Source organism: Pseudomonas sp. MUP55 (genome assembly GCF_034043515.1).
Classification (GTDB): Bacteria; Pseudomonadota; Gammaproteobacteria; order Pseudomonadales; family Pseudomonadaceae; genus Aquipseudomonas.
This window is the reverse complement of the sequence record NZ_CP138214.1, coordinates 467,089-489,339: the sequence shown is the minus strand read 5'-3', so window position 1 is coordinate 489,339 and position 22,251 is coordinate 467,089. Positions and strand designations below refer to the sequence as shown.

General features: G+C 61.7%; 20 protein-coding genes and 2 pseudogenes. 12 read left to right on the top strand and 10 right to left on the bottom strand.

The window, feature by feature from the left end; translation table 11 throughout:
• Nucleotides 1-49 precede the first annotated feature (49 nt).
• The 12 genes and pseudogenes from ubiE (at nucleotide 50) to SC318_RS02010 (ending at nucleotide 10,182) form a co-directional block, all read left to right on the top strand.
• Nucleotides 50-820, top strand: coding sequence for a bifunctional demethylmenaquinone methyltransferase/2-methoxy-6-polyprenyl-1,4-benzoquinol methylase UbiE (ubiE, locus tag SC318_RS02060; RefSeq protein WP_003171186.1), 771 nt, complete (start codon nucleotides 50-52; stop codon nucleotides 818-820).
• Entirely contained in the window at nucleotides 820-1,443 is a 624-nt protein-coding gene (locus tag SC318_RS02055; RefSeq protein WP_320429442.1) for a ubiquinone biosynthesis accessory factor UbiJ, read from the top strand. Before ubiE ends, SC318_RS02055 begins: the two co-directional genes overlap by 1 nt.
• A complete protein-coding gene (ubiB, locus tag SC318_RS02050; protein ID WP_320429441.1) occupies nucleotides 1,440-3,044 on the top strand; it encodes a ubiquinone biosynthesis regulatory protein kinase UbiB in 1,605 nt (534 codons plus the stop codon). Before SC318_RS02055 ends, ubiB begins: the two co-directional genes overlap by 4 nt.
• A gap of 41 nt (nucleotides 3,045-3,085) precedes the next feature.
• Nucleotides 3,086-3,478 carry a phosphoribosyl-AMP cyclohydrolase gene (gene hisI / locus SC318_RS02045; RefSeq protein WP_065893709.1) on the top strand — a complete coding sequence of 131 codons (393 nt, stop codon included), beginning with the start codon at nucleotides 3,086-3,088 and terminating at the stop codon, nucleotides 3,476-3,478.
• A gap of 2 nt (nucleotides 3,479-3,480) precedes the next feature.
• Nucleotides 3,481-3,813: a phosphoribosyl-ATP diphosphatase gene (locus SC318_RS02040; protein ID WP_124364757.1), complete on the top strand. Its 333-nt coding sequence runs from the start codon at nucleotides 3,481-3,483 to the stop codon at nucleotides 3,811-3,813.
• A gap of 25 nt (nucleotides 3,814-3,838) precedes the next feature.
• Complete coding sequence (locus tag SC318_RS02035; RefSeq protein ID WP_306491275.1) at nucleotides 3,839-4,117, top strand: twin-arginine translocase TatA/TatE family subunit; 279 nt, start codon at nucleotides 3,839-3,841, stop codon at nucleotides 4,115-4,117.
• A gap of 10 nt (nucleotides 4,118-4,127) precedes the next feature.
• Nucleotides 4,128-4,526 carry a Sec-independent protein translocase protein TatB gene (gene tatB, locus SC318_RS02030; RefSeq protein WP_320429439.1) on the top strand — a complete coding sequence of 133 codons (399 nt, stop codon included), beginning with the start codon at nucleotides 4,128-4,130 and terminating at the stop codon, nucleotides 4,524-4,526.
• The gene (gene tatC, locus SC318_RS02025) at nucleotides 4,523-5,314 is read left to right on the top strand and encodes a twin-arginine translocase subunit TatC (RefSeq protein ID WP_320429438.1); all 792 of its coding nucleotides are present in this window, start codon (nucleotides 4,523-4,525) and stop codon (nucleotides 5,312-5,314) included. The genes tatB and tatC overlap by 4 nt, the downstream gene beginning before the upstream one ends.
• Nucleotides 5,311-6,018, top strand: coding sequence for a 16S rRNA (uracil(1498)-N(3))-methyltransferase (locus SC318_RS02020; RefSeq protein WP_320429437.1), 708 nt, complete (start codon nucleotides 5,311-5,313; stop codon nucleotides 6,016-6,018). The genes tatC and SC318_RS02020 overlap by 4 nt, the downstream gene beginning before the upstream one ends.
• A 205-nt stretch (nucleotides 6,019-6,223) precedes the next feature.
• A pseudogene (locus SC318_RS26935) lies at nucleotides 6,224-7,282 on the top strand (methyl-accepting chemotaxis protein); the annotation flags it as partial.
• Nucleotides 7,268-8,140 (top strand): methyl-accepting chemotaxis protein, encoded by an 873-nt coding sequence (locus SC318_RS26930; RefSeq protein WP_413817629.1) that lies wholly within the window; start codon nucleotides 7,268-7,270, stop codon nucleotides 8,138-8,140. The pseudogene SC318_RS26935 and the gene SC318_RS26930, both read left to right, overlap by 15 nt.
• A 134-nt stretch (nucleotides 8,141-8,274) precedes the next feature.
• Nucleotides 8,275-10,182 (top strand): methyl-accepting chemotaxis protein, encoded by a 1,908-nt coding sequence (locus SC318_RS02010; protein ID WP_320429435.1) that lies wholly within the window; start codon nucleotides 8,275-8,277, stop codon nucleotides 10,180-10,182.
• A gap of 124 nt (nucleotides 10,183-10,306) precedes the next feature.
• Here the strand turns inward: SC318_RS02010 and SC318_RS02005 are convergent, their stop codons facing one another.
• From SC318_RS02005 to hutI, 10 genes and pseudogenes are all read right to left on the bottom strand, one after another.
• Nucleotides 10,307-11,041, bottom strand: coding sequence for an amino acid ABC transporter ATP-binding protein (locus SC318_RS02005; protein ID WP_320429434.1), 735 nt, complete (start codon nucleotides 11,039-11,041; stop codon nucleotides 10,307-10,309).
• Nucleotides 11,034-11,993 (bottom strand): amino acid ABC transporter permease, encoded by a 960-nt coding sequence (locus SC318_RS02000; RefSeq protein WP_320429433.1) that lies wholly within the window; start codon nucleotides 11,991-11,993, stop codon nucleotides 11,034-11,036. The genes SC318_RS02005 and SC318_RS02000 overlap by 8 nt, the downstream gene beginning before the upstream one ends.
• 123 nt (nucleotides 11,994-12,116) lie before the next feature.
• On the bottom strand, nucleotides 12,117-12,914 hold the full coding sequence (locus tag SC318_RS01995; RefSeq protein WP_320429432.1) for a transporter substrate-binding domain-containing protein: 798 nt from the start codon (nucleotides 12,912-12,914) through the stop codon (nucleotides 12,117-12,119).
• A gap of 219 nt (nucleotides 12,915-13,133) precedes the next feature.
• Nucleotides 13,134-13,934, bottom strand: coding sequence for a transporter substrate-binding domain-containing protein (locus SC318_RS01990; RefSeq protein ID WP_320429431.1), 801 nt, complete (start codon nucleotides 13,932-13,934; stop codon nucleotides 13,134-13,136).
• A 184-nt stretch (nucleotides 13,935-14,118) separates the two neighbouring features.
• Nucleotides 14,119-16,691, bottom strand: a pseudogene (mdoH, locus tag SC318_RS01985) (glucans biosynthesis glucosyltransferase MdoH); the annotation flags it as partial.
• Nucleotides 16,684-18,435 (bottom strand): glucan biosynthesis protein G, encoded by a 1,752-nt coding sequence (locus tag SC318_RS01980; protein ID WP_320429430.1) that lies wholly within the window; start codon nucleotides 18,433-18,435, stop codon nucleotides 16,684-16,686. The pseudogene mdoH and the gene SC318_RS01980, both read right to left, overlap by 8 nt.
• A gap of 266 nt (nucleotides 18,436-18,701) precedes the next feature.
• Nucleotides 18,702-19,139: a D-aminoacyl-tRNA deacylase gene (gene dtd, locus SC318_RS01975; RefSeq protein ID WP_320429429.1), complete on the bottom strand. Its 438-nt coding sequence runs from the start codon at nucleotides 19,137-19,139 to the stop codon at nucleotides 18,702-18,704.
• On the bottom strand, nucleotides 19,136-20,107 hold the full coding sequence (gene pip / locus SC318_RS01970; protein ID WP_320429428.1) for a prolyl aminopeptidase: 972 nt from the start codon (nucleotides 20,105-20,107) through the stop codon (nucleotides 19,136-19,138). The genes dtd and pip overlap by 4 nt, the downstream gene beginning before the upstream one ends.
• A 121-nt stretch (nucleotides 20,108-20,228) precedes the next feature.
• Nucleotides 20,229-21,029 carry an N-formylglutamate deformylase gene (gene hutG, locus SC318_RS01965; protein ID WP_320429427.1) on the bottom strand — a complete coding sequence of 267 codons (801 nt, stop codon included), beginning with the start codon at nucleotides 21,027-21,029 and terminating at the stop codon, nucleotides 20,229-20,231.
• A gap of 11 nt (nucleotides 21,030-21,040) precedes the next feature.
• Nucleotides 21,041-22,246, bottom strand: a complete 1,206-nt coding sequence (gene hutI, locus SC318_RS01960) for an imidazolonepropionase (protein WP_320429426.1) — start codon at nucleotides 22,244-22,246, stop codon at nucleotides 21,041-21,043.
• Nucleotides 22,247-22,251: the final 5 nt, after the last annotated feature.

The following is a 22,251-nucleotide window of genomic DNA, read 5'->3' as shown; positions in this document are numbered from 1 at the left end:
CAGGCCCTGGGGATTATCATGTCCCGCATTCTCTTTTGGTGACAGCGATATGACTGATCAGCGCAAAGGCAGCGATGCCGAACCCACCACTCACTTCGGCTTCAAGAACGTCCCGGAAAGCCAGAAAGCGGAAAAAGTCGCTGAGGTGTTCCACTCCGTAGCCGCCAAGTACGACTTGATGAACGATGTGCTTTCCGGCGGCATGCACCGCCTGTGGAAGCGTTTCACCATCGAACTGTCAGGCGTACGCACCGGCAATCGCGTGCTGGACATCGCCGGCGGCACGGGCGATCTGGCGGCCAAGTTCTCCAAGCTGGTGGGCCCGACCGGCCAGGTAGTATTGGCCGACATCAACGGCTCGATGCTCAAGGTGGGTCGTGATCGCCTGCTCGACAAGGGCGTGGCCGGCAATATCGAATTCGTCCAGGCCGACGCCGAAAAGCTGCCGTTCCCCGACAACCACTTCGATTGCGTGACCATCGCCTTCGGCCTGCGCAACGTCACCCACAAGGAAGACGCGATCCGCTCGATGCTGCGCGTGCTCAAGCCGGGTGGCCGCCTGCTGGTGCTGGAATTTTCCAAGCCGACCAACGCGCTGATGTCCAAGGTGTACGACACCTACTCGTTCGCCTTCATGCCGTTGATGGGCAAGCTGATCACCAATGACGCCGAGAGCTACCGCTACCTGGCCGAATCGATCCGTATGCATCCCGACCAGGAAACCCTGAAGTCGATGATGGTGGAAGCCGGTTTCGACCGCGTGACTTACCACAACATGACCTCTGGCATCGTGGCCCTGCACCGCGGTATCAAACCCTGATGCTGCTCGCCGGCCTTCTCGCAAGCGTCGAACACGGCCTCAATCGTGTTCTGCGCCTGGACAGCACCGTCCTGGCGCGGCTTGCGCACCTGAGCGGCAAAGTCATCGCCGTCGATTGCCGCAGCCCTGCCCTGCAGCTGTTTATCCTGCCCAGCGATGAAGGCCTGCTGCTCGCCACGCAATGGGCCGCCGAGGCCGACTGCACCCTGCGTGCGCCAGCGTCCAGCCTGTTGCACCTGGCGCTGAGCCGCAACAAGACCGCCATCCTGCACAGCCCCGAAGTGGCGCTGGAAGGCGATAGCGCGGTGCTGATGGACCTGGCCGCCGTGCTGCAGGACCTGGAACTGGACTGGGAATACGAACTGTCACGCTGGATCGGCCCCGTCGCCACCCAGTTGATCGGCGGCCACCTGCGCAGCCGTTCGCGCTGGTACCGACAAGGGTTCGCCAGCCTCAACCAGAACCTCGCCGAATACCTGAGCGAAGAATCGCGCACCCTGGTCGGGCAACGGGAAGCGCAAGCGCGCTTTCGTGAGCTCGACAAGGCCAAAATCGACCTGGAACGTCTCGAGGCCCGCTTCGAGCGCCTGAGCCGTTCCCTTGAGCCAAGCGATAACGCATGAAGCTGCTCGCCGTCCGCCGTTTGTTTCGTATCCAGCGCGTCGTAATCCGCTACCGCCTCGATGACCTGCTGTTCGCCCTGCCCCTGCCATGGTTCCTGCTGGCGGTGCGCTATGTGCTGCCGTGGCGCTGGTTGCCGCGTAAAAAAATGGAGCTCAGCCGTGGCGCCTGTCTGCGCCTGGCGTTGCAGGACCTGGGGCCGATCTTTATCAAGTTCGGGCAGATCCTGTCGACGCGCCGCGACCTGCTGCCCGAAGACATCGCCGATGAGCTGATGCTGCTGCAAGACCGCGTACCGCCGTTCGATTCGCAGCTGTCGATGAAGCTGATCGAGGAACAGCTGGGTAAGAAGATCAGCGAGGTGTTCAGCCGCTTCGATGTCGAGCCGCTGGCTTCGGCCTCGGTCGCGCAGGTGCATGCCGCGCAGCTCAAGAGCGGCGAAGAAGTGGTGGTGAAGGTCATCCGCCCGGGCCTCAAGCCGATCATTGGCCAGGACCTGGCGTGGCTGTTCATTCTCGCCCGCGCCGCCGAGCGTTTCTCCGCCGATGCGCGCCTGCTGCATCCGGTGGATGTGGTGGCCGACTATGAAAAAACCATCTACGACGAACTCGACCTGCTGCGCGAAGCCGCCAACGCCAGCCAATTGCGCCGCAACTTCGAAGGCTCGCAACTGCTGTACGTGCCGCAAGTGTATTGGGACTGGTGCCGCCCCAAAGTACTGGTGATGGAGCGCATCTACGGCGTGCAGGTCACCGACCTTGCAACCCTCGCCGACCAGCGTACCGACATGAAGATGCTGGCCGAGCGCGGTGTGGAAATCTTCTTCACCCAGGTGTTTCGCGACAGTTTCTTCCACGCCGACATGCACCCGGGCAACATCTTCGTCAGCACCGTCAACCCGTGGAGCCCGCAGTATATTGCGATCGACTGCGGCATCGTCGGCAGCCTCACGCCGGAAGACCAGGACTACCTGGCGCGCAACCTGTTCGCCTTTTTCAAGCGCGACTACCGCCGCGTGGCGCAGTTGCACATCGATTCGGGCTGGGTGCCGGCAGAAACCAAACTCAATGAATTCGAAGCGGCGATCCGCACCGTGTGCGAGCCGATCTTTGAAAAACCGTTAAAAGATATTTCCTTCGGTCAGGTGCTGATGCGCCTGTTCCAGACCGCGCGGCGCTTCAATATGGAAGTGCAGCCGCAGTTGGTGCTGCTGCAAAAAACCTTGCTCAATATCGAAGGGCTGGGCCGCCAGCTGTACCCGGACCTCGACCTGTGGAACACCGCACAGCCGTTCCTGGAGCGCTGGATGCGTGAGCGGATGAGCCCGAAAACCGTGCTGGGTAACCTGCACAGCCAGATGGAACAGCTGCCGCACCTGGCCAATATGACCCGCGACCTGCTGGAGCGCATGTCCCAGCCTCACGCCAGGGATCCTGAGCCGCCATGGCGCAAGCGCAAGGACGACTGGTTCCTGCGCCTGCTCGGTGCCGCGCATCTGATGGGTGGGGTGATGCTGGCGATTGGCGGACCGCTGAACCAGCTGGGCCACTGGCCAGCCGGTATCATGGTCGCCGTGGGCGTTTATCTGATCGTGCGTCGATAACCCATCCGGTTATACACTGTCGCAAATTGCCGGAGCCGAACATGAAAGACTGGCTGGACGAGATCAAGTGGGACAGTGACGGCCTGGTGCCGGCCATTGCCCAGGACTACAAGACCGGGCGCGTGCTGATGATGGCCTGGATGAACCGCGAGGCCCTGAGCCTTACCGCCGCTGAGCAGCGCGCCATCTATTGGTCACGTTCGCGTGGCAAACTGTGGCGCAAGGGCGAAGAGTCCGGGCATGTGCAAACGCTGCATGAGCTGCGCCTGGACTGCGATGCCGACGTGGTGATCCTCAAGGTCGAGCAGATCGGCGGCATTGCCTGCCACACCGGCCGTCACAGCTGCTTCTATCGCGTGTTCGAGAACGGCGAATGGAAGGTGGTGGAACCGGTGCTCAAAGACCCGCACGCCATCTATTCGGCAGGACATTGAACATGAGCGATACCCTCAACCGTGTGGCCCAGGTGCTGGAAGAGCGCAAAGGCGCGGACGCCGACAGCTCCTACGTCGCCAGCCTGTACCACAAGGGCCTGAACAAGATTCTGGAAAAGCTCGGCGAAGAATCCGTCGAGACGATCATTGCCGCCAAGGATGCGCAGATCAGCGGTGATTGCAGCGATGTCATCTATGAGACCGCCGACTTGTGGTTCCATAGCCTGGTCATGCTCGCCCAGCTGGGGCAGCACCCGCAGGCCGTGCTGGATGAACTGGACCGTCGCTTCGGCCTGTCCGGGCACGCCGAGAAGGCCTCGCGCCCGTCCGCCTGAACAACTTTGACTGAGGATTTACAGCATGGGCATTTTTGACTGGAAACACTGGATCGTCATTCTGGTGGTGGTGGTATTGGTGTTCGGCACCAAGAAACTGAAAAACCTGGGCACTGACGTTGGCGAGTCGATCAAGGGCTTTCGCAAAGCCATGAACGATGACGAAAAACCTGCAGACCCGGTTGTGAACCCGGTCCCGCCGGCCCAGCCTGTGCACCCTCAGGCCACCCAGCCGATCACCGAGCGTCGCACCTTCGACGTGCAGGCTGAAAAAGTCCAAGAGCCGACCCGCAAAGACTCGTGAGCACTGACTAATGTTTGGTATCAGCTTCTCTGAACTGCTGCTCGTCGGCCTCGTGGCCCTGCTGGTACTGGGGCCGGAACGCCTGCCCGGTGCCGCGCGCACGGCCGGCCTGTGGATCGGGCGCCTGAAACGCAGTTTCAACGCGATCAAACAGGAAGTTGAACGGGAAATCGGTGCCGACGAGATCCGCAGGCAACTGCACAACGAACACATCCTGTCGTTGGAGCAGGAAGCGCGCAAGATTCTGTCGCCAGTGCAGGAGCCCGCCAAACCGGCGGAGCCTGTGGTCGAAAACAGCATCGCGCCAGCCGCCGTCGCCCCCGCTGCGCCCACCCCGACAGAGCCTGCGCCGACGCCCGCTGCGTCGCCCGCGCCCCATGACCCTACATTGCCGCCGCGAGCCCCATGAGCGCTGATAAACCGGAAAACGACCAGCACATGCCGCTGGTCTCGCACCTCACCGAGCTGCGTACCCGCCTGCTGCGTTGCGTAGCGGCCATCTTCATCATCTTTGCCGGGCTGTTTGCCTTCACCCAGCAGATCTACACCTTCGTCTCGACGCCGCTGCGCCAGTACCTGCCGGCGGGCGCAACGATGATTGCCACCGACGTGTCGTCGCCCTTCCTGACACCGTTGAAGCTGACCATGATGGTCTCGCTGTTCCTGGCCATCCCGGTGATCCTGCATCAGATCTGGGGCTTCATCGCGCCCGGTCTGTACAAGCATGAGAAACGCATTGCCGTGCCGTTGCTGGTGTCGAGCATCCTGCTGTTCTACACCGGCATGGCCTTCGCCTACTTCCTGGTGTTTCCGCTGATCTTCAAATTCTTCGCCGCCGCCACCCCGGCCGGCGTGGAAATGATGACCGACATCACCAGCTACCTCGACTTCGTGATGACGCTGTTCTTCGCCTTTGGCGTGGCCTTCGAAATCCCGGTGGCGGTGGTATTGCTGGTGTGGATCGGCGTGGTCGACGTGAAGTACCTGAAGAAGATCCGCCCGTACGTGATCATCGGTTGCTTCGTGGTCGGCATGATCCTCACCCCGCCGGACATCTTCTCCCAGACCCTGCTGGCCGTGCCGATGTGGATGCTGTTCGAGATTGGCATCCTGTTCAGTGGCCTGATCAGCAAACGTGGTGAACATCCGCAGGACGCGTCCGCCGACGACGACCAGCCGCCAGCGACCCAGTCGTGAACCTGCTGCTGCTCGAAGAGGCCGATTTCATCGCGCCCGATCGCGTAATCCTGCGTGATCGGCGCCTGGTGCATATGCAGCAAGTGCATCGCGCCGAGGTGGGTGACAACCTGCGGGTTGGGCGCATCGGTGGGTTGATGGGCAATGCGCAATTGCTGCGCCTGCAGGCCAGCGAGGCCGAGTTGCAGGTCAGCTTCGACCAACCGCCACCGAGCAAACTGCCGCTGACCCTGCTGCTGGCGTTGCCACGCCCAAAGATGCTGCGCCGGGTGCTGCAAACCGTAGCGGCCATGGGTGTGCCGAAGGTGGTGCTGGTCAACAGTTATCGGGTGGAAAAAAGCTTCTGGCAAACCCCGTTTCTCGAACCGGAAGCGGTCCGTGAGCAACTGATCCTGGGCCTGGAACAGGCGCGGGACACGGTGCTGCCCGAGATCATTATCGAGAAACGCTTCAAGCCGTTCGTTGAAGATCGCCTGCCGGCCATGACGGCGGGCACGCTTGGCCTGATCGGCCACCCCGGCGACTACCCGCCCTGCCCCCGCGGGCTGGATGAACCGGTGACCCTGGCGATCGGGCCGGAAGGTGGCTGGATCCCCTACGAAGTCGAGTTGCTGACCAAGGCCGGCTTGCAGCCGGTGCAACTCGGTGCGCGCATCCTGCGGGTCGAGACCGCCGTGACCGCCCTGCTCGCCCGGCTGTTCTAACCCAATAATTCGGAAAACCATACCGACCCACTGTGGGAGGGGGCTTGCCCCCGATAGCGGTGCATTGGTCACTGAATGGGGTGACCGACACTCAGCCATCGGGAGCAAGCCCCCTCCCACAGTGGATCGGTGGCGCTACAGAATCCGATGCTCATGCCGATAGCCTGTGAATAAGTCCAAGCCTTGTTCCAGGGGAGTTTGCAGCATGTATCGTTGGTCAGCCGAAAAATTGGGGAACGTGAGCGTCAACCGCAAGCTGAGCGTAGGCTTTGGCTTGGTGTTGATCCTGACGCTGTTGATCACGTTCACCGGCTGGACCGGCCTGGGCGATGTGATCAGTCGAGGCGACAAACTGGGCTTTATCTCCAGCCTCAACGGACTGACCAAGGACCTGCGCCTGGCGCGCCTGGACTTCGATATGCGTCGCGGCGAGCAAGGCACAGACACGGTCAACGGCCTGATCACGCAGTTGGACAACGGCCTGAAAACCGCCGCAGAGCTGATCGAACAGCCGGGTGACAAGGCACTGGTGGAACAGCAACAGGAAGCCTTGAATCAGTACAAGAAAGCGTTCGCCAGCATGGTGCAGGCCGGCCTCAAGCGTGAAGGCGCGCGCAGCAAGCTGGGCGAAACCGCCGACAATGCCGTGCTGAAGATCAACGCGATTGAAAAGACCCTGTTGCAAGGCGACAGCGTCAGCCAGTTCAACAGCGTGGTCGACTTGAGCAAGCTGATGCAGCAAGCGCGCTTCCAGGTGCGCGGCTATACCTACAGCGGCAAGGTCGAAGCCGAGCAGCCCGCGCTCGACGCCATCGACAATGCGCTGAAGAAAGCCAGCGAACTCGAAGGGCAACTGCCTGAGCAATTTCACGCCAACCTGCAAGAGGCCAGCGTCTCGCTGCAGGCTTACCGTGCTGCCGTCAGCCAGTACCGCGATTCGCAGGTAGCCAGCGCCGCAGCACTGAAAATCCTCATGGCCCAGGGCGATGTCCTGCTGGACCACAGCGATAAGCTCACCACCTCCCAGACCGCCGTGCGCGACGCCGATGCCGCTCGGGCCAAATACCTGTTACTGCTGGCGACCGTGCTGGCGCTCGCCTGCGGCGTCTTTGCCGCCTGGGCGATCACGCGTCAGATCGTCATTCCGCTGAATCAAACCCTCAACGTCGCCGAACGCGTGGCCTCGGGCGACCTGAGCCACAACCTGACGTCCTCTCGTCAGGACGAACTGGGCCAACTGCAACGCGCCATGCAAAGCATGACCGTGGGCTTGCGCGAGTTGATCGGCGGCATCAGTGACGGTGTCACCCAAATCGCCAGCGCCGCCGAGCAGTTGTCGGCGGTAACCGAACAGACCAGCGCCGGGGTCAACAGCCAGAAGGTCGAGACCGACCAGGTGGCCACCGCCATGAACCAGATGGCCGCCACCGTGCAGGAAGTGGCACGCAATGCCGAAGAAGCCTCGGAAGCCGCCGTGGCCGCTGACCTGCAGGCCCGTGAAGGCGACAAGGTGGTCGGCGAAGCCATCGCCCAGATCGAGCGCCTGGCCACTGAAGTCGGCAACTCGACCATTGCCATGGGCGACCTCAAGCGCGAGAGCGACAAGATCGGCAGCGTGCTCGACGTGATCAAATCCGTGGCCCAGCAAACCAACCTGCTGGCGCTCAACGCGGCGATTGAAGCCGCACGTGCCGGTGAGGCCGGGCGTGGCTTCGCCGTGGTGGCCGACGAAGTGCGCAGCCTGGCCCAGCGCACCCAGAAGTCCACCGAAGAGATCGAAGAGCTGATCGTCGGCCTGCAAACCGGCACCCAGCAGGTGGCGACCATCATGGACAACAGCCGCGGCCTGACCGACAGCAGTGTCGAACTGACCCGCCGTGCCGGCAGCGCCCTGGAGAGCATCACCCGCACCGTTTCGACCATCCAGGCGATGAACTCGCAGATCGCCACGGCCGCCGAACAACAGAGCGCGGTGGCCGAAGAGATCAACCGCAGCGTATTGAACGTGCGCGATGTCTCCGAACAAACCTCGTCGGCCAGCGAAGAAACAGCGGCGTCCAGTGCAGAGTTGGCGCGCCTGGGCGTCTACCTGCAAACCCTGGTCGGGCGCTTCCGCATCTGACGGACCTGTGCGGCGGCCGATCGAGGCTGCCGCAACTTGTGAAATTTCCTACGCAGTTATCAGCCCGCCCTCACCTCAATTCGAATTAGCGTTTCAGCTGTCGCGAAACGCTTTTTCTGACTGGGAGGTGCGCCATGTTTTCTCGGCTGACCCGCATGCTGGTGAATGCCAGCGTCCGCCTCAAGCTCGCTCTGGGTTTTGGCCAAGTGCTGATCCTCAGCTTCATGATCGCTGCGGCGGGCTGGCAAGCCTTGAACGCCGTGCTCTATCGGTCCAACAGCCTGACAAGCCTGGGTGACCTGGCCGTGCACGCGGAGGCCATGCGCGCCGATCGCATCGTGTACCGCACCCTTGCGGACAGCGCCAGCCGGGACCAGATGGTGCAGAAGATCGAGAAGATCGATCAGCTCTTGGCGGACCTCTCCCATCGCCTGATAGATCCGGTCGATGTACAACGCAACCAGGAGGCGACGCGCCTCGTAGCCAGCTTCAAGACTGCGCTGGCAGAACTGCCCGCGTTGATCGAGCAGCGCGATGCTGTACGCCCTGCACTCAAGAAAACCGCCCTGCAGGCCAGTGACGCCCTGGCCCAATTCGCCAGCGACCTGCCCGACCAGAATGACGAAAAGGCGCTCGACGCCATTGAACACCTGCGCCAGGCCATGGAGCAGGCCGAGGACCGCGCCCAGAATCCCGCCTGGGCCGCCGAGTCGTTGCAGGCGTATGACGAGGCGGTAAGCCAGGCTTTGGATGCGCTGGACATCGCACAGGCGGCCGTGACCGCGCTGCCGGTAGACTCGACACTGCTCAAAACCGACCTGACCGACTACCGTGGGCAACTGCTCAAGCTCAAGCAAGCCCAGCTCAACGTCGAGGCCGTGCAGAACCGCTTCGAGCAACAACTCAATGAGTTGCGCGAAAACAGTAACCTGCTGACCCAGAGCCAGAACACCAAGCGCAATGACGAGGCCGACCACACGCGCACGCTGCTGATCGGCGTCACGGCGGCTGCACTGCTGCTGGGTGCCCTGGCCGCGTGGTGGATTGCGCAGCAGATCGCTTCGCCATTGCGCGACCTTCTCGTCGCCGCCAACCGGGTTGCCCAGGGCGACCTGAGCCACGACACCCAAGTGGAGCGCCGCGACGAATTGGGCCAACTGCAACAAAGCATCGGGCAAATGACCCGCAGCCTGCGCAGCCTGATCAGCAGCATCGGTGAAAGCGCTCGGCAGATCGCCGGGGCAGCAACGCAGTTGTCCACCGTGACTGAGCAGACCCGCGACGGGCTCAATGAGCAAAAAGATGAAACTGACCAAGTGGCCACGGCGATGAATGAAATGCTCGCCACCGCCCAGGAAGTCGCACGCCATGCCGAACGTGCCTCCGTGGCCGCGAACGAAGCCGATCAGCAGGCCGGCGCCGGCGAGCAGGTGGTCACTCAGGCGGTTGAGCAGATCGGCAACCTGGCCAGTGAAATGGCGCTATCGGGCCGCGCGATGCTGGCCCTGCAAAAGGAGAGCGAAAAGATCGCCAGTGTGCTCGACGTGATCAAGTCCGTTTCCCAACAGACCAACCTGCTGGCCCTGAACGCTGCGATCGAAGCGGCGCGCGCGGGTACCGCTGGCCGGGGGTTCGCCGTGGTCGCCGATGAAGTACGCAGTCTGGCCCAGCGCACGCAGGAATCGGCCGAAGAGATTGAAGGGCTGATCCTGGGCCTGAATAACGGCACCCAGCAGGTCGCGGACATCATGGACAGCAGTCGCAACCTGACCGACAACAGCGTTGCCCTGACCCGTGACGCTGGCGAGGCCCTCGCCGCCATCACCCGCACGGTATCGGTGATCCAGGAAATGAACCCGCAGATTGCCGCCGCCGCCGAACAGCAAAGCGCGGTGGCCGAGGAAATCAATCGCAGTGTTTTGAAGGTACGGGATGTGTCGGAACAGACTGCCGCCGCCAGCGAGGAAACGGCGGCGGCGAGCGTTCAGTTGACCAGGTTGAGCCTGGATCTGCAGACGCTGATCGATAAATTCAAGCTTTGAAACACCACTATCCTATGTGGGAGGGGGCTTGCTCCCGATAGCGCAATGTCAGTCAAATGTGTGGTGACTGACACTCCGCTATCGGGAGCAAGCCCCCTCCCACAGTTGTGTCCGCTTCGTGAACCTATAAAACCTGGCGCAGGAAGGCCTGGGCTCGCGGGTCTTTCGGCGCATCGAAGAACGCGGCCGGCGCAGCGTCCTCCAGCAATTTGCCGTGATCGAAGAACAACACCCGGTCTGCCACCTCGCGGGCAAAGCCCATTTCGTGGGTGACGCAGACCATGGTCATGCCTTCCAGCGCCAGGGTCTTCATCACGTCGAGCACTTCGCCGACCATTTCCGGGTCGAGGGCCGAGGTGGGCTCGTCAAACAGCATCACCTTGGGCTCCATCGCCAGGGCTCGGGCAATCGCTACGCGCTGCTGCTGGCCACCGGAGAGGCGCGATGGAAACTCGTGGGCTTTCTGTGCGATGCCGACCTTTTCCAGCAGCGCCAGGGCCTTGGCTTCGCGCTCCTGCTTGCCGCGCTTGCGCACGACCTTTTGCGCCAGGCACAGGTTTTCCAGCACGGTCATGTGCGGGAACAGGTTGAAATGCTGGAACACCATGCCGACTTCACGGCGATAGGCATTCACGTCGGTCTTCGGGTCGGCCAGCTGCAAACCGTCGATGCTCACCGAGCCCGAGTCGAACGCCTCCAGCCCATTGAGGCAGCGCAGAAAGGTGGATTTGCCCGAGCCGGACGGACCGATCACCACCAGCACTTCGCCCTTGGCCACCTGGGTGGTCACATGGTCCACCGCACGCACGATATGGCCACGGGTGTCGAAGACTTTTACCAGATCGCGAACTTCAATCACTTTGCGCGAGCCTCCGCTCAAGCCGGCTGGCCATTTTCGACAGCGGCAGGTTGATCAGCAGGTACAGGCCTGCCACACAGAACAGGATTTCGAAAGGCGAAAACGAGGTGGTGATAACTTCGCGTCCGCTCTTGAGCAACTCGGTGATCGCGATCACCGAGACCAGCGAAGTGTCTTTCACCAGGCTGATGAACTGCCCGGCCAACGGCGGCAGTACGCGCTTGAAGGCCTGTGGCAGCACCACATGCCGCATCGACTGGCTGGCACTCAAGCCCAGGGAGCGCGCGGCTTCGTTCTGACCACGGGTGATCGACTGCACGCCGGCACGCACGATTTCCGCCACGTAGGCACCGGTGAACAGCGACAGGGCGGCGATCCCGGCAAACTCCCGGGACAGGTTGAGCACCGTGCCGATGAAGAAATAGAAAATGAAGATCTGCACCAGCAACGGCGTGCCACGCACCAGTTCGACATAGATCGTCGACAGGTCGCGCAGGGTCGGGTTGCTCGACAGCCGACACAGGCCGGTAGCCAGGCCAATCGCCAGGCCCAGGATGCCGGACACCACCGACAGCCACAGTGTGGTCCACAAGCCCCACATCAGCGGGCCCAATGCCCAGTGGCGGTTCACGCCAATGACGTCACCTTCAGCCACGTCGTCGCCACGCGCCACTTGCAGGCTGTTGTCGGCGACCGTCACCTTTTGTTCGGTGCCGGCGTCACTGCGCAGGGTGACTTCGGCGACATCGCCCTTGCGTACCAATTCAATGACGGTGGATATATCCGCCGCACGCTGCGCTTCCTCGGCCTGATAGGCGAAGTACTGCGGCACGCGATTCCAACGCCATTCGTAAGACATCAGCGAGGTGGCGTAGTACAGGGCGCCAGCCAGGCCGACCAGCACGACTACCGTCAGCAGGTGCCAGGGCCATTGGGCTTTTTTCTGTTTCATTTCACATTCCGCATAGGTCTTGCCTGGCAGGCCGCCATCGGGGGCAAGCGCCCTCCCACAGGGAAATTCATTCCAAATGTGGGAGGGGACTTGCCCCCGATACAGGCAACTCGGTCTTAAGCCTTATTCCATGTCCTTGAGCCACTCGGAGCTCTTGAACCACTTGTCATGGATGCGATCGTAGGTGCCGTCGTTCTTGATCTGGTGCAGAAAGTTGTTGATGAAGTTGACGCTGTCGTAATCGCCTTTCTTCAGGCCGAACGCCAGGGGCTCAAAGGTGAAGGGTTCTTCAAGGAACACCAGCTTGCCATTACCGACTTTCTTCTCGGCCACCACGTTGTACGGTGCGTCGTAGACAAAGGCGTCAGCCTTGCCGTTGACCACGTCCAGCACGCCTTCCTGTTCGTTGTCGTAGCCGTGGTACTTGGCTTTGGCAATCAGCTTTTTGGCGACCATTTCGCCGGTGGTGCCCAGCTTGGAAGTCAGGCGGTATTTTTCGTCGTTCAGGTCTTTGTAGGACTTGATGGTGCCTTCCAGGTCCTTGCGGATCAGCAGGGTCTGGCCGACCACGATGAACGGTTCGCTGAAGTTCAAGCGCAGGTTGCGTTCTTGGGTCAGGGTCATGCCGCTGCCGATCATGTCGAACTTGCCGGTCAGGAAGGCCGGGATGATCCCGTCGTAGCCGGTGGACACCAGCTCCAGCTTGACGCCCATGGACTTGGCCATGGCCTTGAGGATGTCGACTTCGAAGCCAATGATTTCGCCACGCTTGTCGGTCATCTCGAACGGCATGTAGGTCGGGTCCATGCCGACTTTCAGCGTGCCGCGCTTGACCGCATCATCGATGGCGCCGGCCTGGGCCGTAGTGGCCGCCACCAGCGCGGTGACGCCGAGCATCAGCATCGACAGATACTTTTTCATCATCAAGTCCCCTGAACGGTTCTTATAAGGTTGGCGCACAAAAGGGCTGCGCCATTTCGGGGTGCGATCCTAACCCACTCGTTGCCCGTCACAAAGGTTTCACGGCTAAATGTTATCGGCGTATGTAAGAGAAGCCCTACGGCGCTTCGGCGGAACACAGCCCTAGACACGTCAGCGCATGAACGTGCTAATGGGTTGATGTGTAAGAAGTTATGACGATCAGTCAATCTCTGCGATCCAGGCCGTGTCCTTGAACCACTTGTCATGCAGTTGATCGTAGGTGCCATCCTGAGCCACTTGATTGAGGAAATGATTGATCCAGTTGAGGCTGTCGTAATCGCCTTTTTCCAGGCCGAATGCCAGGGGTTCAAAGGTAAACGGCTGCTCCAGCGTCAGTAGTGCGCTGTTCTCGGGTCGCGCCATTGCGATCAGGTTGTAGGGCGCGTCATGGATGAAGGCGTCGGCCTTGCCCTCCAGCACCTCGCGCACGCCCTCCTCTGGCGTTGCGAAGCTCTTCAATCGAGCCGCCCCGAGGAAGCGCTGAGCGGCTGCCTCGCCGGTGGTGCCTTCAATGACCGCGATCCGATAGCCCGCCTCGTCCAGGTCCTCGATGCTCGACACCGTGCCGGCCAGGCGCGGGTGAAGCAGGACTGTCTGCCCCACCACAATAAAGGAGTCACTGAAGTTGAGCTTGAGGTTGCGCTCCTGGGTGACCGTCATGCCGCTGCCGATCAGGTCGAATTTTTTCGCCATCAGCCCCGACAGCAAATCCGTGTAGGGCACCGCAACCAGTTCGAGTTCAACCCCCAGCGCGCGACTCATCGCGTGGAGCAAGTCGATCTCGAAGCCGATGATGCGCCCCTGCTTGTCGGTCATTTCAAACGGTACGTAAGTCGGCGTGGTGCCTACTCTGAGCACGCCACGGCGGACAGCCTCGTCAATCGCCCCGGCATTTAACAAGCCTGTGTGAATCAATGCGGCAACACCTATCAGCAATGCCGAACAATACCTCTTGAACATGGATGCCCCCGTGGCGCGTCAAATTTGGGGGGCGATGCTACCCCAGCCACAGGCACGGCAATACGCCTCGAAAGAAGGTCTTTTGTTTCGAAATAACAGGGAGTTAGCGAAGAAAGGAAGGGGCGCGAAACGCTTTAGGACCAGCGTCTGCAACACCCCCGAGGTGAGCCCTCGGGGGCGTCTGAATCAGGCCGGTTGAGCCTGGGACGACTGCGGTTGCAACGGCAGCAATGGCGCGTGCGGATCAGCCTTGATCGAAGCACGCCAAGCGTCGAGCCACTCGGCGTGGCCTTCGCTCCACACTTGCTCATGCAAGCGCGCCAGGGCCACTGGATCGCTGAGCAAGGCCAGACGTTCGCTGTTGTTGAGGCCGGCCGGGCCGACTTTCAACGCGTGGCGAACACGCTCCCCACGCAGGTACTCGATCGGCTCCGCCTCGCGGTGACGCGAGGTCGCCAGGGCGCAGGCCAGGGCGTTCTGCTGCGGGTCGACCACCGAACGCACGAAGCCGTCATTGAGCGCATGCCAACGGTTTTCGTGGGTGTACTTCTCAGTCGACAGCAACGCCTGCGGCGGATTGTATTCCTCAGGAATCAGGAACAGGCTCTCGTCGCGGGACTTGAGGCCCAGCTTGACCCGACTGGAAATCACCGACACCGGAATCGACAGCATCAGCGAACCGACGATCGGGATCAGCCACCACAGGAAGCTCGGGTTCAGCCACACCACCAGCAAGGCCCACAAGAAGCCCAGCAGGGTCTGCGGACCGTGGCGCTTGACCGCTTCGCTCCAGGGAGTGGAGTCGTCGTCGCGCTGCGGCGAGTTCCAGGTCGCGGCCCAGCCGAGGAACGCGGCGAGTACGAAACGGGTGTGGAAGATCATGCGCACCGGCGCCAGCAGCATGGAGAACAGCATCTCCAGCAGCATCGACAGGGTCACCTTGAACTTGCCGCCGAACTCTTTCGCGCCCTTGGCCCAGATCAGGATGATGCTGAGCAATTTAGGCAGGAACAGCAGCACGATGGTGGTGGAGAACAGCGCCACCGCCTTGTCCGGGTGCCATTGTGGCCACAGCGGGTACAACTGGCGCGGTGCCATGAAGTACTGCGGCTCCATCAGGGTGTTCACCGCCAGCAACGCCGTGGACAACACCAGGAAGAAGAACCACAACGGCGCCGACAGGTAGGACATCACGCCGGTCAGGAACACCGCACGGTGCACCGGGTGCATGCCCTTGACCAGGAACAGGCGGAAGTTCATCAGGTTACCGTGGCACCAGCGACGGTCACGCTTGAGCTCGTCGAGCAGGTTCGGCGGCAGTTCTTCGTAGCTGCCCGGCAGGTCGTAGGCAATCCACACGCCCCAGCCGGCACGGCGCATCAGCGCTGCTTCGACGAAGTCGTGGGAGAGGATCGCACCGGCAAACGCGCCCTTGCCTGGCAACGGCGCCAGGGCGCAGTGCTCGATAAACGGCTTCATGCGGATGATTGCGTTGTGGCCCCAATAGTGGGATTCACCCAACTGCCAGAAGTGCAGACCGGCAGTGAACAGCGGGCCATAGACGCGGGTGGCGAACTGCTGCATGCGCGCATACAGGGTGTCCATGCCCGACGCACGCGGCGCGGTCTGGATAATCCCGGCATCCGGCGTGGCTTCCATCAGGCGCACCAGGCTGGTCAGGCATTCGCCGCTCATCACGCTGTCGGCGTCGAGCACCACCATGTACTTGTAGTCACCCCCCCAGCGACGGCAGAAGTCGTCGAGGTTACCGCTCTTGCGTTTGACGCGACGGCGACGGCGGCGATAGAAAATCTTGCCGAAACCACCGGCTTCGCGGCACACGTCGAGCCAGGCCTGCTGTTCGGCAATGCAGATATCGGCTTCGTTACTGTCACTGAGCACGAAGAAGTCGAACCGATCCAGGTCACCGGTGGCGGCCACCGACTCGAACGTTGCGCGCAAACCGGCGAATACCCGCGGCACGTCTTCGTTACAGATCGGCATCACCAGCGCGGTGCGCGCATCTTTCGGAATCGGCTCATCGCCAGCACTTTTACCGGATATCCGGTATTTATCGTGACCGGTCAGCAGTTCGAGGAAGCCCATGAGCGCAGTCCAGAAACCGGCCGACACCCAGCAGAACAGAATCCCGAACATGATCAGGATGCTGGTCTGCAGTGCGTAAGGCAGTACCTGGGTCGCGGTTTGCAGCAGGGTCTGGTTGCGGATTTCGTCGAAGTCGACCAGCGACCAGCCCTGGTACGGCATGATGCCTTTCATGTACCAGCCGGCCACGATGGTCTGGCCCAGCATCAGCACCAGCAGAATATAGCGGCGGATCGAGCCCACGGTACGCCAGCGCGCAGCCGGCAGTACCCGCTCGTCCTTCGGCGGCTTCGGCGGGTTGGTACGCCCGGTCATCCGGCGCCAGCCGCGTACCAGGATGTTGGTACGCCACGGCTCGGGCACGACCTTGGTGCGACGAATCGGCGGCGTGGCCTTGAGGCACACGCGACCGCTGGCGTCGAGCGCCAGCATTTCGGCGTCCTGCAGTTCTTCGGCGGTGCTCAGGGTGAGCCTGCGGCCCACCGACGCTTGGGCAGCGTCGACAGGTGCATCGAAGGTGGCGGACGACAGGCGTTCGTGCAACTCGCTGAAGGAGCTGCAGCCCGCCAGCTCGGCGCGCTGCTCGGCCGTCATGGGGAGATGCGCCAGGTACTCGGACAGAGTTTCTGGCTTGGCTTGTGAATTACTCATCGGCAGGCAACTGGTAGCTCCAGGTTTCGGTCAGGACTTGTTCGGTCTTGGCCGGCTCCGGTGTGACAGGGGCCGGTGCGGCTTCTGGCTGCTTGGCGTCCTTGTCCTTCGCCTCTTTGGCGTCTTTCTTGGCCTGCTTCTCGTGTTGCTTGGCCAAGACCTTGTCAGCCTTGAGCACATGGGTCGAAACCTGCTCAGGCTCGGCCTGTGCAATCTCCTGCACCAGCGCGGCACGCATTTCAGTCGGCTTGCTCGCGTCCTTGATCTTCATGCGCAGGGTCAGGCGCCAGCCTTTGGTGTGCTCGTTGTAGCGCACGCTGTTTTCAACCAGCTCGGCATTGTCGCCAACGCTCACCTGGCTGCGCACCGGGGCGTCCGGCAGCAGTTTCTTCAGGGCCGGGCCCTCGAAGTCCACCAGGTAGGCCACGGTGCCGTCCGGCTGACGGATCAGGTTCGATTGCTTGACGTCACCCGTGGAACGCAGGGTCTGCTTGACCCAGGCGCTGTCCGGCGAATGGAAGGCAGCATCGTCCAGCGTCCAGTGCAGGCGGTAGGACACGTCCAGCGGCTTGCCGACTTCCGGCAACTCGGCCGGGCTCCAGAAAGCAACGATGTTGTCGTTGGTTTCGTCAGCGGTCGGAATCTCTACCAGGTCGACGCTGCCCTTGCCCCAGTCGCCTTCAGGTTCGATCCAGGCGCTCGGACGCTTGTCGTAGTTGTCGTCCAGGTCTTCATAGTGGCTGAAGTTGCGACCACGTTGCAGCAGGCCGAACCCACGCGGGTTTTCGACGCTGAAGTTGCTGACCGACAGGTGTTTAGGGTTGTTCAACGGGCGCCAGATCCACTCGCCATTGCCGGCATGGATCGACAGGCCGCTGGAATCATGCAGCTCGCGACGGTAGTTGAGGACCTTGGACGGCTGGTTGGCGCCGAACAGGTACATCGAGGTCAACGGGGCCACGCCCAGCTTGCTGACCTTGTCGCGCAGGTACATCTGGGATTTGACGTCCACCACGGTGTCGGTGCCCGGACGCAGGATCAGGCGATAGGCACCTGTCGCACGTGGCGAATCGAGCAGGGCGAAGATCACCAGGTGCTTGTCGCCAGGCTTCGGACGCTCGATCCAGAACTCGGTGAAGCGCGGGAATTCTTCGCCGGACGGCAGCGCGGTGTCGATCGCCATGCCGCGGGCCGACAAGCCATACACCTGATCCTTGCCAACGACGCGGAAATAGCTGGCGCCGAGCATGGTCATGATTTCGTCTTGCTTGTCAGCCTTGTTGATCGGGAACAGCACACGGAAGCCGGCATAACCCAGCTGTTCGGTGGCTTTCGGATCAAACTTTACGTCGCCGAAATCGAAGCGATTGGGGTCGTACTTGATTTCCTGGACGCTGTCAGCGGTGACTTCATTGATTTTCACCGGTGTATCGAAGTGCATACCCTGGTGATAGAAGGACAGCTTGAACGGGGTGTTCTGATCGGCCCATTCGGCTTTTTCATTGCGGAAACGAATCTTCTGGTAATCAGCGAATTTCATTTCGCGGAATTCGTTCGGCAGATTGCTGCGCGGAGCTTCGTACTTCTGCCCAGCCAGCTCTTTTGCCTTGGCCGACACATCGTCCAGACTGAATGCCCACAGTTGACCCGCGCCGAACAGGCAAAACAGGGCAGAGCCCGTCACCAGTGCGTTTCGTAACCGTTTGGCAGACAATTTTGGTGCATTACAGGGACTAACAATCACGAGCAACCCTCGCCGAAAACAGATCAAAAAACCAACGGCCAGCTATCTATATGCCAGGTTGGCGAGCATTGTTCCGACTCCCCAGGGGCAAAATGATTCCCCACTGGCTATCGGACAAGTCTCTACCTAAGTCAAAAATGGACCAAACAACGCTGATCCCCGTAGCGCGCGATTATCTAGTAGCCCGCGAGACAACGCATCAGGGACAACGAAGTATTTGTAGCGAAACCCTGCGTTTTTAGGCATTAACGTCGTTTTTCATACATTCAGGTCTGCAAGAGGAAGGTCACGGGGCCATCATTGACCAAATGCACCTGCATATCCGCGCCAAAACGCCCAGACGCCACCTTGCCATGCAATTGTTGCGCTTGTAACAACAAGTGATCAAACAGCGCCGCTCCCAGGGCCGGTGGGGCCGCTGTGGAGAAGCTTGGCCGCAGCCCGCTTTTGGTGTCCGCCGCCAGGGTGAACTGCGACACCAGCAGCAAACCGCCGCCGATGTCTTTCAACGACAGGTTCATCTTGCCTTCATCGTCGCTGAACACCCGATAGTTAAGCAGCTTATGCAGCAGTTTATCGGCGCTCTCGCGCGTATCTGAAGGCTCGACGGCCACCAGCACCAGCAAACCCTGCTCAATGGCCCCGACAACCTCGCCGGCCACCTCGACTCGGGCGCCTCGCACCCGCTGCAACAGGCCCTTCATGCTTCTTCAGGCGGTAAATCAAGCAGGCGCCGTGCCATTTCGCCGGTTGCGCGTACCAGCGCATCGGTAATGCCAGGCTCGGACGCGGCATGCCCGGCCTCGCGGATGACCTGTAATTCGCTGTTCGGCCAGGCCTGATGCAGCTCCCAGGCGTTATCCAGCGTGCAGATCATATCGTAGCGGCCGTGGATGATGACCCCAGGCAGATGGGCGATCTTGTGCATGTCGCGAATCAGCTGGTTGGGCTCAAGGAACGAGTCATTGGTGAAGTAATGACACTCGATGCGGGCAATCGACAGCGCACGCTGCGGCTCGGAGAAGCGCTCGACGTGCTGCGGGCTCGGGCACAGGCCGAGCATGCGCCCTTCCCAACCGGACCAGGCCTTGGCCGCGTGCATCTGGGCGATCTGGTCGTTGCCGGTGAGGCGCCTGTGATAGGCCGCGATCATGTCGTGACGCTCCTCCATAGGAATCGGCGCCAGGTAGTCCTGCCAGTAATCCGGGAACAGGCGGCTCGCGCCCTCCTGGTAGAACCATTTGATGTCCTGCGGGCGGGCCAGGAAGATGCCGCGCACGATCAAGCCATGCACACGCTCGGGGTGGGTCTGCGCATACGCCAGGGACAGTGTCGAACCCCAGGAGCCGCCGAACAGCACCCATTTGTCGATACCCAGGTGCTCGCGGATGCGCTCAAGGTCGGCGACCAGGTCCCAGGTGGTGTTGTTTTCCAGACTGGCGCGGGGCGTGGAGCGCCCGCAACCGCGTTGGTCAAAGGTGACGATGCGGTACAGGTTCGGATCGAAGTAGCAACGGCTCTGCGCGTCGCAACCGGAGCCGGGGCCGCCATGGATGAACACCACAGGCAGGCCCTCGGGGGAGCCGCTTTCATCGACGTACAGGGTGTGAACATCATCGACTGCCAGATCGTGCCGGGCGTAGGGTTTGATCTGCGGGTACCAAGTCTGCATTGCGCGCTCCGTAGGGTGTCGGGTTCATCCCTGGGGGGACGTCTATTATTCTGCCGTCTGGCATCATAAACCCGAATTGTGCAATGAGCATGTCCTTGAGCGCGTAGACCGGGGTCAGCCTTTATCGATAATGCGTTTGCCCCCACGCCAGCAGAGCTTGCAGCAATTGTTTCAACACTCCCTGCGTCGGCTCCGCGAGGTCGGGGCGGTACCGGAACGGCTCGAACTCTTCCATATAAGTGCTCTGGCACAACTCCAACTGCACCGCATGAATATCCTGGGCCGGGTCACCGTAGTGCCGGGTGATATGGCCGCCCTTGAAGCGTCCGTCCAATACATGAGTGTACTGCGGGTGTTGGGCGCAGATGGCTTCGAGCTGGCTGGCCAGGCCTGGATCACACGCGGCGCCGTTGAAGGTGCCGAGGTTGAAGTCCGGCAACTTGCCGTCGAACAGATGCGGGATTACCGAGCGGATCGAATGGGCGTCGAACAGCAACGCGTAGCCGAACTCGGCTTTGAGGCGGGCAAGCTCCTCCTGCAGTGTGCGGTGATACGGCCCCCAGATTTTCTGCAGGTAGCTCGCGCGCTCGGCTTCGGACGGTGTCTGCCCTTCGCGGAACAACGGCACGCCATCGAACAGCGTTTCCGGGTACAGACCGGTGGTGGCACCCGCGTAGAGCGGCTTGTTATCCGACGGCCGGTTCAGGTCGATGACAAACCGCGAATACTCCGCCGCCAGGGTACTGGCGCCGAGTTCTTCGGCAAAATCGTACAGGGTCGGGATGTGCCAGTCGGTGTCCGGCAGGCTTTGCGCTTCGGGGATCAACCCGGCCTGCACCGCAGGCGTCAGCCGCAGGCCGGCGTGGGGCATGCTGATCAGCAGCGGTGTGTTGCCTTGTTTGAATGTCAGAACCTTATCCACAACGCGACTCCTTATACAGTGACGTCGACGCCATGGCGTACGACGCGTTTATCCAGCTCGCCGCCCAGCCAATAGGCCAGGTCGGCAGGACGATCGATCTGCCAGGCGACAAAATCCGCGACCTTGCCCACTTCCAGGGAGCCATGGGTATCGCCCATGCCCAGCGCAGTGGCCGCATGTTGCGTGGCGCCGGCCAGGACCTCTTCCGGGGTCATGCGGAACAGGGTGCAGGCCATGTTCAGCATCAGGCGCACCGACAGGGCCGGTGAGGTGCCGGGGTTGAGGTCGCTGGCGATCGCTATCTTCACGCCGTGCTTGCGCAGGGCCTCCATCGGCGGCAACTGGGTTTCGCGCAGGAAGTAGAAAGCGCCCGGCAGCAACACGGCGACGGTGCCGGCAGCGGCCATGGCGATGGCGTCTTCTTCGGTCATGAACTCCAGATGGTCCGCCGACAACGCGTGGTAGCGCGCCGCCAGGCTGGAGCCATGCAGGGAAGACAATTGCTCGGCGTGCAGTTTCACCGGCAGGCCGAGTTTTTGGGCGACCTTGAACACGCGCTCCACCTGCTCGGTAGAAAACGCCAGGTATTCACAGAAGGCATCCACCGCGTCCACCAGCCCCTCTGCCGCCAGGGTCGGCAGCATCTCGCTGCAGATGTGCTCGATGTAGTCATCCGCGCGGTCCTGGTACTCCGGCGGTAACGCATGGGCCGCCAGGCAGGTGGCGCGCACGCTTACCGGCAGCGCTTGCCCGAGGCGCCGCGCCACGCGCAGCATCTTGCGCTCGTTGGCCAGGTCCAGGCCGTAGCCGGACTTGATCTCCACCGTGGTCACGCCGTCGCACAACAGGCTGCGCAGGCGCTTTTCGGCGCTGAGGAACAATTCATCTTCGGTCGCCGCACGGGTAGCGCGCACGGTGCTGGCAATCCCGCCGCCCTTGGCCGCGATGTCCGCATAGCTGACGCCTTCCAGACGCTGCTCGAATTCGCCGCTGCGGTTACCGCCGAACACCGTGTGGGTGTGGCAATCGATCAGCCCGGGGGTGACCCACGCGCCTTGCAGGTCATGCACCTGGGCATAGTCCGCCGTCGGCACCTGGCTGCGCGGGCCGATCCACTCGATGAGCGAACCGGCGGTGACTATGGCCGCGTCCTCGATGATCGAGTATTTGCCATGAGCCATGGTTGCGACGTGGCAGTGTTGCCAAAGGGTTTTCATTAACG